The organism is Pseudomonas sp. MHK4, assembly GCF_054600775.1.
The window spans coordinates 150796-163104 of sequence record NZ_BAAIAK010000009.1; the positions used below are offsets into that span (position 1 = coordinate 150796).

Consider the following 12309-nt stretch of genomic DNA (forward strand, 5'->3'; position numbering starts at 1 on the left):
CCATGGGTCAATTAACAAGGTTATTCGTCATAAGCCGCGTATTTTTTATGGTCTGTCTGATCAGCGGCACTGCGATGGGTGAAACTTCGCCGATCGTGCCGGTATCTCCGGCGCCTGTGAGTGTGCTCAGTGCTGCGCCCGATGACGTCATTGGTCAGGCCATCCAGGCGCAGCTCGAACCTCTGCAATCATCGTTCCCCCCACTGTTGACCTCTCGCAAACATCAACGGGTGGATGTCGCCCGGGTGGTTCTGGATTTCTATTCGCACCGCAATTTCCGCGCGGCCTGGACCAACGGGCGGGATGTCAGCCAATTGCTCAAGGGCCTGGATGACACCCAGGCCGATGGCCTGGTGCCCGAGGATTACCGGGCGGGCGAGCTGGCCCAGGCGCAACTGGCCCTGCAGGCCACGGCGCCGACACCGGCGCAATCGGCGTCTTTCGACATCGCGGCCACCCGTACCTACATCACGGCGCTGCTGCAGTTGCGCCGTGGCAAGGTGGATCCGGCGCGGCTGGATTTTCACTGGAACTTCGAACCCGATGGCATCGATCCCCGCGAGGACATGAACAGCTTCTTTACCGCCCTGGATGATCACGACGTTGCTCGTGCGTTCGCCCAGGCGCCGCCCCAGGAGGCGGTTTATCGCAGCCTGCGCGAGAGCCTTGCGCAGTTGCGCCGGATTCGTGACGCCGGTGGCTGGCCGAAAGTCGCCGAAGGCGAGTCGCTCAAGCCCGGCATGGACAATCCTGCGGTCAGGCAACTGCGCGCACGCCTGGTGGCGGCCGGTTACCTGGACCCGCACAAATCCAAGCGCACCGATTACGACGACAGCGTCATTGCCGCGGTGAAGAAGTATCAGCTCGAACAATACCTCGGAGCCGATGGCGTGGCGGGGGCGGCGACGCTGGCGGCACTGAATGTGCCGGTCGAGGCGCGAATCGACCAGGTGCGGGTGAACATGGAGCGGGCGCGCTGGTTGCTCTATAAGCTGCAAGGCACTTTTGTCATCGTCGATATCGCCGGCTACAAAGTCGCCCTGTACCGCGACGGCCAGCCGGTCTGGCGTTCCCGGGTGCAGGTGGGCAAACCGTTTCGCAGCACGCCGGTGTTCCAGTCTGAAATCACCTACGTCACGTTCAACCCCACCTGGACCGTCCCGCCGACGATCCTGGTCAAGGATATGCTGCCCAAGATCCAGCAGAATCCGGGCTACCTCGCGGCCAACCGGATTCGCGCCCTGGATCGCGAAGGCAACACGCTCGATCCGTCGACCGTCGACTGGTCCAATGCGCGCGGCATCACGCTGCGCCAGGACGCCGGCCCGGAAAACTCGCTCGGGCAGGTGGTCATCCGGTTCCCCAACGACTATGCGATCTACCTCCACGACACCCCCCATCGCGAGTTGTTCGCCAAATCAGTGCGTGCCACCAGTTCAGGCTGCATCCGGGTGGAGAATCCGTTGCAGTTGGTCGAGTTGCTGTTCAACGACCCTGTGCGCTGGAATTCGGCGGGTATTCAAAAGCAACTGGCCAACGGCAGAACTGAAAACATCAAGCTTCCCGTCAAGGTGCCAGTGCTGTTGGCCTATTGGACGGTGGACCTGAATACCGACGGACGGGTGACGTTCAAACCCGACGTTTACGGTTACGATTCCCCGGTGCTGCGACTCCTGAACCAGCCGTCCAAGTTGCCCGCCCTGGAGTTGCAGCGTGCAGAGCCGCCAATGGTGGTAACGGGTCAAGACAAGTCGTAGCCCCTGGCGTCCTCTAGAGAGGCCAAACCTAAGTTTCACCCGTTGAAAACTATCGACATGGAAGTGGGTCACAGTTGCTCAATAAACAGGGACAGGGTCATTGACGATGGATGTTGCCGAAAAAAAAATGACACACAGCACAGATTCGCTTCGGGTGCATGACCTGGATGAGTGTCGCAACACTCAAACGGGTCCCGTGTTCATCGTGGCGTCGGGTGCATCGGCAAAAAACTTCCCATTGCACAAATATGCCGGCGTTCCAATGATCACCATGAATGGTGCCATTTCGAAATTCACCGGAACGGGGATCAAGCCGTACTTCTACGTCTGTACGGATCAGGGCTTTTCCGAGCAACAACCGGAATTGTTCACCGAAGCCATGCGCATCAGCGAGCGGGTTGCGTTGTGGGAAAAACATATCTGGCACACGTCGTTAAAACCTCAGGGCAAGCTGTATCTGCTGAGCCGGGCACCCAGGCTTTCGTGGAGCGAGTTTTTCAGGACAGACAAGGACCTTGTCAGGAGCCGCCGGCTCGGCAGTGGCCGCAACAAAACACTCGGTTTCAGCAAGAATCTGAAACGTGGTTTTTTTGACGCCCGTACCGTCGCCTACCTGGCTTTGCAGCTTGCCTACCACCTGGGATTTACCCGAGTGTTTCTGGTGGGCGTCGACTTGGATCCGAAGACGGGGCGCTTCTATGAAAAGTCAGGCAGTTTCGTTTCTCCGTGTGTGCTCGACGAGCATTTTCACAAGAGAATCCTGCCGTCGTTCAAGATCCTGTCGCAGCGGGTGGTGAATGAGGATTTTCAGGTCCACAACCTGTCCGACATCTCGAAAATTCCATCGCGGCTGATCCCGCGGATGACGCTGCAAGAGCTCGACAGGTTGCTCTGACGGATCACGCGACATTAATCATTTCGACTCACTCTCGTGGTGCGAAAGCGCTTGCGGCTATGCCAAAGTAGTGGCCTTTGATCGACCCATCGTCGGTCAAGCCACTGCGCGGGAGCGTGCCGATGAACAGACTTTACGCCGTGTTCGCGCTGATCCTGTTGACGTTCGCCAGCGTCGGCACGAGCAGTGCCCGGGATTCGCGAAATGGCGGGCCGGAGTCTGTGGCGGGGGTGTTCGATTACTACCTGTTGGCGCTGTCCTGGTCACCCACCTATTGCTTGACCCATGCTGACGACGCGCAATGTTCCGGCAAAGGTTATGGCTTTGTGCTTCATGGCCTCTGGCCGCAATACACCCGGGGCGGTTGGCCGAAGTCTTGCGCGCCGAGGGTGAAACTCTCGCCAGAGGAGCGGGCCAAGGGCTTGACGCTGTTCCCGTCAAGGAAGTTGCTCGAGCACGAATGGGCCAAGCACGGCACGTGCAGCGGCCTGGGCGCCGACGGATACCTGGAGGCCTCCGACAAGGCCCTGGGCGCGGTCAGGATTCCCGAGCAACTGCAACCGTTGAGCACCACGCATTATTTTGCAGTCGCGGACATCGCGAAGATGTTTCGCGAGAGCAATCCGGGGATCCCGGCGGATGGCGTTGTGGTGATCTGCAACGGGCCGCAATTGTCTGAGGTTCGGGTCTGCATGGACAAGGACCTGGGGTTTGCCTCTTGCGGCAAAGGCGTGAAGACACAATGCCGCGCCGGGGATATCCGGGTTCCACCTTTGCGCTGATCAGAGCACCAGGCCTGCCTGTACCACCGACAGCAGATTGTTTTCCGTCAGCGCCACCGCATCCGGTCGCGTCGCGGCTTGCTCGATCCCTTGCAGCCACCAATGTGTTGCGCCGTGTTCGTCCACGGTGCGCAACAGGGCAAGTTCGTTGCCGTGGCAGTGAATTTCGACACGCCCCTCGCCATCCGCCGTAAATCGCGCAACCGGGTCGAGCGTGAGGCTGTGGCGATTGGCGCTGATTACCAATTGGTCGATCGCATAGTCGAACGTGTCACCCAACGGGTGGCTCTCGAATACGTGCGTGGGGTTGCGCCGCAGGACCAGGCCGGCCTCGGTAAGGGGCTGCAGCCAGGCCTCGATCCGGTGATACAGCTCGTAGACCTGGCCCGGCCAGCTGTCGATGGCCTGATCAATGCTGGTAGGTCGGGTCTGTTTCAGTTTTTCCGCGAGCTCGTCTGCCTTGCTCATGTTCAATTCCCTGACGTGGTGTAAGACACATCGTAGCTGCTTGACGGCGATGCGGCTGTTGTCCTGCGTCATGCCCCTGATGCTTTCCAGGCGGGCAGGGCAACCATTTGGCGTCTGGTGCCCTTTTCCCGTTGGTAACACCGTAGACTTGGCGCCCAGAACCAGGGGGCATGGGGCGTCGCTCATGCCTTACCCTTTCAGGGAGCGCTTTTTGCCAACACGCCTTGATGACCTTTACCACGCCCCCGGCGTCGCCCTGAAACGCATACCGCTGCGCAAGGCTGCGGTGTGGTTTATTGGCACGGTGTGCCTGTGCCTGTGCGCCCTGCTTTATTTGCAACTGGAACAATCCCGGCGCCACGACCTGAGCCAGGCCCAGGTGGCTTCGTCGAACCTGACGCGGGCCATGGCACAACAGGCCGAAGACACCTTCATGCAAGCCGATCTGGTGCTGACCAGCCTGGTGGACTGGATCCAGGTCGACGGATTCGGTCCGGCCCAGCGTCCGCGCTTGCAGAAAACCTTCGTCCGGCGGGTGCAGGCGCTCAATCAATTGCACGGCATCCTGCTGTTCGACCAAAAGGGCCAGTGGGTCGTCACCTCATTTGCCGCACTGCCGCGAGGCAATGGCGTGGCAGATCGCGAATACTTCAGGTTTCACCAGCAGAACGTCTCGACCGTGGCGCACATCGGCCCGGCTATCCGCAGCCGGGAAAATGGCGAATGGATCATTCCGATCTCCAGGAGGGTCAATGACCGCAATGGCCAGTTCCAGGGGGTGTTGCTGGCCGGGATCAAGATGTCGTACTTCGAGCAGTTCTTCAAAAGCTTCAGTATCGACGACAACGGCGCGATGTTCCTGGCGTTGACCGATGGCACGCTGCTGGCCCGTCGACCCTATGTGCAGGCGCAGATCGGTACGTCATTGGCCAAGGGGGAAATCTTCCGCAACCTCCTGCCCCAGGCGACTTCCGGCAACGCGATGCTTGCCTCCGAGGTGGACGGCATTGTCCGGCTGTATGGCTATCGGCAACTGGAGGCCTACCCGCTGGTGGTCTCGGCGGCATCGTCCCGGGACTCGATTCTGGCGGATTGGTACGACACGGCGTTTCGCTCCAGCGCCATTGTCGTGCTGGTGATGCTGGGCGTGGGGCTGATCGGCTGGGTGTTCATTCGCCAGGTGCGTGTCGGTGAGCAGGTCGAGGCGGATTTACGCAAGGCGCAGCAAGCGCTGGAGCTGATTGCCACCCACGACAGCTTGACCGGCCTGGCCAATCGGAGGCTGTTCGAGCGGGCCCTCGATATCGAATTCGGCCGCGGCGCCCGGCAAAACAGCCCGCTGAGCCTGATCATGCTCGATATCGATTTCTTCAAGCGCTACAACGACACCTACGGTCACGTGGTGGGCGATCACTGTCTGGCCGAGGTGGCGCGTGCCGTGAAAAGCTGCTGCCATCGCAAGGCCGATCTGGCAGTACGTTACGGTGGAGAGGAGTTTGCGGTGTTGCTGCCTGACACCGATATCCACGGTGCCATGACCCTCGCCGAACAAATTCGCCGCAGCGTCATGGGCAAGAACATCAGCCATACCGGTTCGCCTGCCGGATACGTGACCGTCAGCCTCGGCTGCTATTCGTTCATGCCGACCGGACGTGACAGCATGGAAGTATTCATCCAGCGTGCGGACGCTGCGCTGTACCAGGCCAAGCATTCGGGCAGAAACCGTTCGGCGGTATTGTCGATGGAGGGCGGGGTCGAGGCGCTGATGCGCTCGGATCGTTGATGCGGGGTTCGGCTGCCCGACTGTCCGCCTGTCAGAACGGGGGCAATTGATCGTCTAGAGTTCCGATAGCTCTGCCGCTCCCGGCAGATCTCCCCATCGCACGGACGATCGCCACCATGTCGATAACCCAAACATTGACCGCCATTGCCCTTACCGTTGTGTCCAGCGCAGTCCTACCGCTGGTCAGTCATGCGCAAGCGAAACTCAGCGCCGAAGAAGCTCACGCCATCGGCGTGGATGCCTACGTTTATTTTTACCCGCTGTTGACCATGGACATCACCCGCAAGCAATTCACCAACATCGAACCGGGCAAGGAATTCGGCAAGGGCCCGATGAACATGTTCGTGAGTGTGCCCGAGTACCCGCCGGCGAATTTCAAAGGGGTGGTGCGCGCGAATTTCGACACCTTGTATTCCATCGCCTGGCTCGACCTGACCAAGGAACCGCTGGTCATCGCCGCCCCGGACACCGCTGGACGCTTTTACTTGCTGCCGATGCTCGACATGTGGAGTGACGTATTCGCTTCGCCGGGATGGCGCACAACGGGTACCGATGCCGCGCAGTTCCTGGTGACGCCGCCGGGCTGGATCGGTACCGTGCCGGCGGGACTCAGCCACCTGCCGGCGCCGACGCCCTTTGTCTGGGTCATCGGGCGCACCAAGACTGATGGCGCGGTGGACTACGCGGCGGTGCACAAGATCCAGGCCGGCTACACCGTGACGCCGCTGTCGCGCCTTGGCAAAGGCGCCGAGCCGGTCACTGTCAAGATCGACCCGGCCGTGGACATGACGACCCCACCGAAAATCCAGGTCGATACCCTTTCGGCAGCCGACTACTTCGCCTATGCCGCCGAACTGCTCAAGGTACATCCGGCCCACAGCACCGATCAGCCGCTACTGGCGCAGCTCAAGCGTATTGGCATCGAGCCAGGCAAGTCGTTCGACATGAATGCGCTGGACCCTGAAATCAAAGCTGCCCTTGAAACGGCGCCCAAGGACGCGCAAGCGCTGATGGCGTGGAAGGTGCCGACCCTTGCTCGAGTGGTCAACGGCTGGTCGATGAACACCGACACCATGGGCGTCTACGGCAACTACTACCTCAAACGCGCAATCGTGGCGCAGATGGGGCTCGGCGCCAACTTGCCCGAAGACGCGATTTATCCGTTGAATATGGGCGATGAAAACGGCAAGACCCTCGACGGCACGCACAAGTACGTGCTGCATTTCCCCAAGGACGAGGCGCCTCCGGTGAACGCCTTCTGGTCGATCACGCTGTACGACCCCGAAGGTTTCCAGGTGGGCAACGGGCTCAACCGCTTCGCAGTCAGCAGCTGGATGCCCTTCAAGAGCAACGCCGATGGTTCGCTGGATATCTACTTCCAGAACGAAAGCCCCGGCAAGGAGCTGGAAGCCAATTGGCTACCGGCACCCAAAGGACCGTTCAACCTGACCATGCGCTTGTACGGTCCGAAGGCCGAGGCGTTGAACGGCAAGTGGAATCCACCGGCGATCAAGCAGATGTAGCGCGGGCGATCAAGGCAGCCGATGTTGAATCACCATCGGCTGCCTTTTCGCGTTCAGCTGCCTGTCCCACCGCCAGCCCCGCCGGTCCCACCACCGGCCCCGGTACCCCCGCCGGCGCCCGAGCTGCTGCTGCCACCCGCACTCCCGCTCGAAGAGCCGGTTGCTCCACCGTCACCAGCGTTGCCGCCCGAGGGCGAGCTTGGCGTGTTGTCGGGTGGCATGACCGGGCCACTGGTGGCACCGGATTTGGTGCCTGTCGCATCAGCGCCATCGCCGGATTCTGCGAAGGTGACCAAGGGGGCCGCGCAGAGCAATCCAGCGAGGAGCAGCGAAGTGATTTTGGTGTTCATCATGGTCCGTCTCCAAAAGGTGAGTCGTTACCTGAAGTTGGTGTGAAGGGCAGGGCGGTTGGTGCCAGCTGGATGACGAGTGGCACAGGCTAAGGTGGACCGAACACCTCGCAGGCGGCGCGGTCACAGCCAAGAGATCCAAACGGGACGGTGGTCATGAAAAAGTTGCGAATCGCGACGTTCAACGTCAACGGCATGCGCGCGCGCCTGCCGAACCTGTTGGCCTGGCTTGAGCGCGAACAACCGGACATCGCCTGTCTGCAGGAATTGAAGTCGGTCGACAGTGCGTTTCCCGCCGCGCAGCTGGAGGCTATCGGCTACGGGGCGGTCTGGCAGGGGCAGGCGTCGTGGAACGGGGTGGCGATTCTGGCGCGGGATGCGCAGCCGTTGGAAAGTCGCCGGGGTCTGCCAGGCGATGACGACGATAGTCACAGCCGGTATCTGGAAGCTGCCGTCCACGGGGTGCTGGTGGGATGCCTGTACTTGCCCAACGGCAATCCGCAGCCGGGGCCGAAGTTCGACTACAAACTGGCCTGGTTCGAGCGCCTGATACGCTACGCGCAATCTCTTCAGGGCAGCGAGCATCCGGTGGTGCTGGCGGGTGACTACAATGTGGTGCCCACCGACCTCGATATCTATAACCCGCGTTCCTGGCTCAAGGATGCCTTGCTGCAACCTGAGAGCCGCGAGTGTTATCAGCGTCTGCTGGACCAGGGCTGGACCGATGCCGTGCGTCATCTGTATCCGCAGGAACGGGTCTATACCTTCTGGGACTATTTTCGCCAGCACTGGCAGAAGAATTCCGGCTTACGCATCGATCACCTGTTGCTCAACCCGGCCTTGAGTCCTTATCTCGAAGAAGCCGGGGTCGATGCCTGGGTGCGCAACGAACCCCATGCCAGCGACCATGCGCCCACCTGGATACAATTGGGCTCGCGCAAGCGCCGTTGAATCGTCTTGCTGGCCGATTGGCTAAATCAATTGTCGGTCGTGGCCCTTCATCCTTTATACATGGCAACCCTGGCGGAGCAATCCGCAGCTTGCGTGCATAAGGATCAAGCGATGAGCGAGCCACGTCTGACAAACCTTGCGTCATACCTGCAACGTCTGGGCTTCGACGCCCCACCGACGCCGACCCTTGAGACCCTGCGCCTGCTTCAACTGCGCCACACCGGCGTCTTTGCGTTTGAAAACCTCACCACGCTGTCGGGCGAGCCGGTACGCATCGACATGTCGTCGATCGAGCAAAAGGTCCTGCAGGACGGACGCGGCGGCTACTGCTACGAACTCAATTATCTGTTCCTGGCCTTGCTGCAGGCGCTTGGCTACGACGCGCGCGGTATCAGCGGGCGCGTGGTGATGGGCCAGCCGGAGGGCGCCTGGACCGCTCGCACGCACCGCTTGAGCCTGGTGACGCTCGATGGCGTGCGCTATATCACTGATGTCGGTTTCGGCGGCATGGTGCCCACCGCACCGCTGTTGCTCGACAGCCTTGAGGAGCAGTCGACGCCTCACGAGTCGTATCGCATCGAGCAGCACGCCGACGGCTACACCCTGCGCGCCAAGGTCGCGGATGAATGGCGACCGATGTACATCTTCGACCTGCAACGCCAGGAGGACATCGATTACGCCGTTGGCAACTGGTATGTCTCGACCCACCCCGAATCATCCTTTGCCCGGCAGCTGATGGTGGCACGGACAGGGGAGGGCTGGCGCCGTACCCTCAATAACGGCAACTTTGCGATTCATCGAATGGGGCGTGACAGCGAACGCCGGCAAGTGGCCAATGTGCAGGAGCTGATCGGCGTCCTGGAAAGTGAGTTCGAGATTCGGGTACCGCCCCATGCGACGTTGATGCGCACACTTGAGCGATTGATAGTGCCGCAATAGGCGGATCATCGTGCACACAAAAAAGGGGCGGATTGGATAATTCTGCCCTTTTTTCGTGCTTGTCTACGGCCGGGCTTCGGACTCCATCACCCGGTGAATTTCGTCGAGCGCTTGCGCAAGCTTCTTTTCCAGGCTTTTGAGCTCAGAGCTGGTGATCCCCTTTTTCAGGTGCTTCACCGTACTGGTCTTTGCCTTGTCGTGCTCGCTCAGCAACGCCCGACGCAGCGTGTTGTTGATCGCGGTCTGGTAGCCATAACCCTCGCTTTCCGCGAGCGCGCGTGCCGCCTCGATGACGACATCGTCGAGCATGATGGTGATGCGGGTCTTGCCTTTGGGTGGGGCAACTGCCCCGCGCCTGGCATGGCTGAAGTCGTACTCGTCTTTCATGGGTTAAGCCTCCAGATACTGGCGGCGCTCGTTTTTGCTGGCGAGGCGCGCGGAAATGATTCGAACGAAATTCGGCTCACGGTAGGTGTACGCAACGACCAGCAAACGCCCTTTGCCATCCAGCCCCATGGTGATCCAGCGCTGTTCATCATGGTCATCGTCCTCAAGCGTCAGGGCGCGTTCATCATGGAAGACTGGCTCCGTCTCTGCGAGGCTGATGCCCAGATGCTTGAGTTTGTTGGCCGCGTTCTTCGCCTTGTGATACTGAATTTCGAATGGCTTCATTATGCATACTTTATATGTATATGGAAGGCAGCGATCACTACCGATGGTCACCAGGAATTCAAAAGACTAGTGGGCGCGGGAGAATGGGCCCGGACGGATGTATTTCAAGGTTTTTTGCGAGGTGGCGCGCGGTGGCACACAGTCTGCATGAACGACCGTTCATAATCTGACTGGCAAGTTGTATACAACTCTATAGACATTTGTCCTGAGTATTGAATACAGTGTGCTCATAACAAAAACCAGGGAACCCCCTAACATGAAAACGCCCCATGTTTCACACCAACGGCCTGAAGATGAAAATCTCGGGATCGGCGCGAATATGGCTTACGGCCTGCAACATGTTCTGACCATGTACGGTGGCATCGTCGCGGTGCCTTTGATCGTTGGTCAGGCGGCCGGCCTCTCGCCGGCGGACATTGGATTGTTGATTGCTGCTTCATTGTTTGCGGGGGGGTTGGCCACGTTGCTGCAAACCCTGGGTCTACCGTTTTTCGGTTGTCAGCTGCCGCTGGTACAGGGTGTGTCGTTTTCCGGCGTCGCGACCATGGTGGCAATTGTCAGCAGTGGAGGCGAGGGCGGGTTTCAGTCGATCCTGGGGGCGGTAATTGCGGCGTCCTTGATCGGGTTGCTGATCACACCGGTGTTCTCGCGAATTACCAAGTTCTTCCCGCCGTTGGTCACGGGCATCGTGATCACCACCATCGGCCTGACGCTGATGCCGGTGGCGGCACGCTGGGCCATGGGGGGCAACAGTCACGCGCCTGACTTTGGCAGCATGGCCAACATCGGCCTGGCTGCGGTGACGCTGGTGCTGGTGCTGATGTTGAGCAAGATCGGCAGCGCTACCATTTCCCGGTTGTCGATCCTGTTGGCGATGGTCATCGGTACGATCATCGCGGTGTTCCTCGGCATGGCGGATTTCTCGTCCGTCAGCCAGGGGCCAATGTTTGGTTTCCCGACACCTTTCCACTTCGGCATGCCGACCTTTCACTTCGCGGCGATCCTGTCGATGTGCATCGTGGTCATGGTGACCCTGGTGGAGACGTCAGCCGATATCCTGGCCGTCGGTGAAATCATCGACACCAAGGTCGACTCCAAGCGCCTTGGCAATGGTCTGCGCGCGGACATGCTGTCGAGCATGATCGCGCCGATCTTCGGCTCCTTCACCCAAAGTGCCTTCGCCCAGAACGTCGGGCTGGTGGCGGTGACCGGTATCAAGAGCCGTTATGTGGTAGCCACCGGCGGCGTGTTCCTGGTGATCCTCGGCCTGCTGCCGTTCATGGGGCGCGTCATCGCCGCCGTGCCGACCTCCGTCCTCGGCGGGGCCGGTATCGTGCTGTTCGGCACCGTCGCGGCCAGCGGTATTCGTACGCTGTCCAAGGTTGATTACCGCAACAACGTCAACCTGATCATTGTCGCGACCTCCATCGGTTTCGGCATGATCCCGATTGCCGCGCCGAACTTCTACGATCACTTCCCAAGCTGGTTCGCGACGATCTTCCACTCGGGCATCAGCTCTTCCGCCATCATGGCCATCGTGCTCAACCTGACCTTCAACCACCTCACCGCTGGTAACTCCGACCAGCAGTCGGTGTTTGCGGCCGGTACCGAGCGGGTGTTGCGCTACCAGGACCTGGCGGCGTTGCGCGAAGGGGATTACTTCAGCGACGGCAAGTTGCACGACTGTGATGGCAAGGAGATTCCGGTGGTTGAGGTGGATCACGGGCATGGCGAGCCACGGGCGGTGCATGCCAAAAGCGGTGAGCATGTCTGACGGTTTAAAAGCGTAAGGTCAAAAGATCGCAGCCTGCGGCAGCTCAAGGGAATCGCGTCCATCCGGTAATTGTCGGACGAACATGAATCCAAGGAGCTGCCGCAGGCTGCGATCTTTTGACTTTTCCATCGGGCACAAAAAAGCCCCTGAATCTTTCGATTCAGGGGCTTTTTGATATTGCTGTCTGGCTCCACGACCTGGACTCGAACCAGGGACCCAGTGATTAACAGTCACTTGCTCTACCAACTGAGCTATCGCGGAATGGCGTCTATGTTACTGATTCAAAAAGAGAAGTCAAGCATTTGATTGCTGCGGGAGGGTTTTCTGGGGACGGACGGTGGTTTATCGGTGATTGGCGGTTACCGGAATCGCCTGTGGGGGCTAACATGGCGGCCCGGAAGTGGTTCCACGCGCT

General features: G+C 60.0%; 12 protein-coding genes and 1 tRNA gene. 8 read left to right on the forward strand and 5 right to left on the reverse strand.

Features of this window, described 5'->3' with window-relative positions; translation table 11 throughout:
* Positions 1 to 2 precede the first annotated feature (2 nt).
* The 3 genes from ACYP2Q_RS21945 (at position 3) to ACYP2Q_RS21955 (ending at position 3434) form a co-directional block, all read left to right on the forward strand.
* Complete coding sequence (locus ACYP2Q_RS21945; RefSeq protein ID WP_459732430.1) at positions 3 to 1757, forward strand: L,D-transpeptidase family protein; 1755 nt, start codon at positions 3 to 5, stop codon at positions 1755 to 1757.
* A 106-nt stretch (positions 1758 to 1863) separates the two neighbouring features.
* A complete protein-coding gene (locus tag ACYP2Q_RS21950; protein ID WP_459732432.1) occupies positions 1864 to 2652 on the forward strand; it encodes a lipopolysaccharide biosynthesis protein in 789 nt (262 codons plus the stop codon).
* A 122-nt stretch (positions 2653 to 2774) separates the two neighbouring features.
* Entirely contained in the window at positions 2775 to 3434 is a 660-nt protein-coding gene (locus ACYP2Q_RS21955; protein WP_459732433.1) for a ribonuclease T2 family protein, read from the forward strand.
* On the opposite strand, the gene ACYP2Q_RS21960 is transcribed toward ACYP2Q_RS21955, so the two are convergent.
* Positions 3435 to 3902 carry a hypothetical protein gene (locus ACYP2Q_RS21960; RefSeq protein ID WP_459732434.1) on the reverse strand — a complete coding sequence of 156 codons (468 nt, stop codon included), beginning with the start codon at positions 3900 to 3902 and terminating at the stop codon, positions 3435 to 3437. It abuts the gene before it with no gap.
* Between the two features lie 184 nt (positions 3903 to 4086).
* Here ACYP2Q_RS21960 and ACYP2Q_RS21965 point away from each other — a divergent pair, with 184 nt between their 5' ends.
* The gene (locus tag ACYP2Q_RS21965) at positions 4087 to 5685 is read left to right on the forward strand and encodes a sensor domain-containing diguanylate cyclase (RefSeq protein ID WP_459732435.1); all 1599 of its coding nucleotides are present in this window, start codon (positions 4087 to 4089) and stop codon (positions 5683 to 5685) included.
* 116 nt (positions 5686 to 5801) lie between these two features.
* Positions 5802 to 7208, forward strand: a complete 1407-nt coding sequence (locus ACYP2Q_RS21970; RefSeq protein WP_459732436.1) for a DUF1254 domain-containing protein — start codon at positions 5802 to 5804, stop codon at positions 7206 to 7208.
* Positions 7209 to 7261: 53 nt separating this feature from the next.
* Here the strand turns inward: ACYP2Q_RS21970 and ACYP2Q_RS21975 are convergent, their stop codons facing one another.
* Positions 7262 to 7561 (reverse strand): hypothetical protein, encoded by a 300-nt coding sequence (locus ACYP2Q_RS21975; RefSeq protein ID WP_459732437.1) that lies wholly within the window; start codon positions 7559 to 7561, stop codon positions 7262 to 7264.
* 153 nt (positions 7562 to 7714) lie between these two features.
* Here ACYP2Q_RS21975 and ACYP2Q_RS21980 point away from each other — a divergent pair, with 153 nt between their 5' ends.
* Complete coding sequence (locus tag ACYP2Q_RS21980; protein WP_459732438.1) at positions 7715 to 8509, forward strand: exodeoxyribonuclease III; 795 nt, start codon at positions 7715 to 7717, stop codon at positions 8507 to 8509.
* A 111-nt stretch (positions 8510 to 8620) separates the two neighbouring features.
* Positions 8621 to 9448, forward strand: a complete 828-nt coding sequence (locus ACYP2Q_RS21985; protein WP_459732439.1) for an arylamine N-acetyltransferase family protein — start codon at positions 8621 to 8623, stop codon at positions 9446 to 9448.
* A gap of 63 nt (positions 9449 to 9511) precedes the next feature.
* Here the strand turns inward: ACYP2Q_RS21985 and ACYP2Q_RS21990 are convergent, their stop codons facing one another.
* Entirely contained in the window at positions 9512 to 9835 is a 324-nt protein-coding gene (locus ACYP2Q_RS21990) for a BrnA antitoxin family protein (protein ID WP_459732440.1), read from the reverse strand.
* 3 nt (positions 9836 to 9838) lie between these two features.
* The gene (locus ACYP2Q_RS21995) at positions 9839 to 10120 is read right to left on the reverse strand and encodes a BrnT family toxin (protein WP_459732441.1); all 282 of its coding nucleotides are present in this window, start codon (positions 10118 to 10120) and stop codon (positions 9839 to 9841) included.
* Positions 10121 to 10376: 256 nt separating this feature from the next.
* Here ACYP2Q_RS21995 and ACYP2Q_RS22000 point away from each other — a divergent pair, with 256 nt between their 5' ends.
* Positions 10377 to 11894 (forward strand): nucleobase:cation symporter-2 family protein, encoded by a 1518-nt coding sequence (locus tag ACYP2Q_RS22000; RefSeq protein ID WP_459732442.1) that lies wholly within the window; start codon positions 10377 to 10379, stop codon positions 11892 to 11894.
* A gap of 185 nt (positions 11895 to 12079) precedes the next feature.
* Here the strand turns inward: ACYP2Q_RS22000 and ACYP2Q_RS22005 are convergent.
* Positions 12080 to 12155: transfer RNA gene (locus ACYP2Q_RS22005), tRNA-Asn, on the reverse strand.
* Between the last annotated feature and the right edge of the window lie 154 nt (positions 12156 to 12309).

Bases quoted from the DNA above. Each gene is read 5' to 3' on its own strand.
- ACYP2Q_RS21945 (WP_459732430.1), top strand. From the start codon at position 3: ATGGGTCAATTAACAAGGTTATTCGTCATAAGCCGCGTATTTTTTATG.
- ACYP2Q_RS21950 (WP_459732432.1), top strand. From the start codon at position 1,864: ATGGATGTTGCCGAAAAAAAAATGACACACAGCACAGATTCGCTTCGG.
- ACYP2Q_RS21955 (WP_459732433.1), top strand. From the start codon at position 2,775: ATGAACAGACTTTACGCCGTGTTCGCGCTGATCCTGTTGACGTTCGCC.
- ACYP2Q_RS21960 (WP_459732434.1), bottom strand. From the start codon at position 3,902: ATGAGCAAGGCAGACGAGCTCGCGGAAAAACTGAAACAGACCCGACCT.
- ACYP2Q_RS21965 (WP_459732435.1), top strand. From the start codon at position 4,087: ATGCCTTACCCTTTCAGGGAGCGCTTTTTGCCAACACGCCTTGATGAC.
- ACYP2Q_RS21970 (WP_459732436.1), top strand. From the start codon at position 5,802: ATGTCGATAACCCAAACATTGACCGCCATTGCCCTTACCGTTGTGTCC.
- ACYP2Q_RS21975 (WP_459732437.1), bottom strand. From the start codon at position 7,561: ATGATGAACACCAAAATCACTTCGCTGCTCCTCGCTGGATTGCTCTGC.
- ACYP2Q_RS21980 (WP_459732438.1), top strand. From the start codon at position 7,715: ATGAAAAAGTTGCGAATCGCGACGTTCAACGTCAACGGCATGCGCGCG.
- ACYP2Q_RS21985 (WP_459732439.1), top strand. From the start codon at position 8,621: ATGAGCGAGCCACGTCTGACAAACCTTGCGTCATACCTGCAACGTCTG.
- ACYP2Q_RS21990 (WP_459732440.1), bottom strand. From the start codon at position 9,835: ATGAAAGACGAGTACGACTTCAGCCATGCCAGGCGCGGGGCAGTTGCC.
- ACYP2Q_RS21995 (WP_459732441.1), bottom strand. From the start codon at position 10,120: ATGAAGCCATTCGAAATTCAGTATCACAAGGCGAAGAACGCGGCCAAC.
- ACYP2Q_RS22000 (WP_459732442.1), top strand. From the start codon at position 10,377: ATGAAAACGCCCCATGTTTCACACCAACGGCCTGAAGATGAAAATCTC.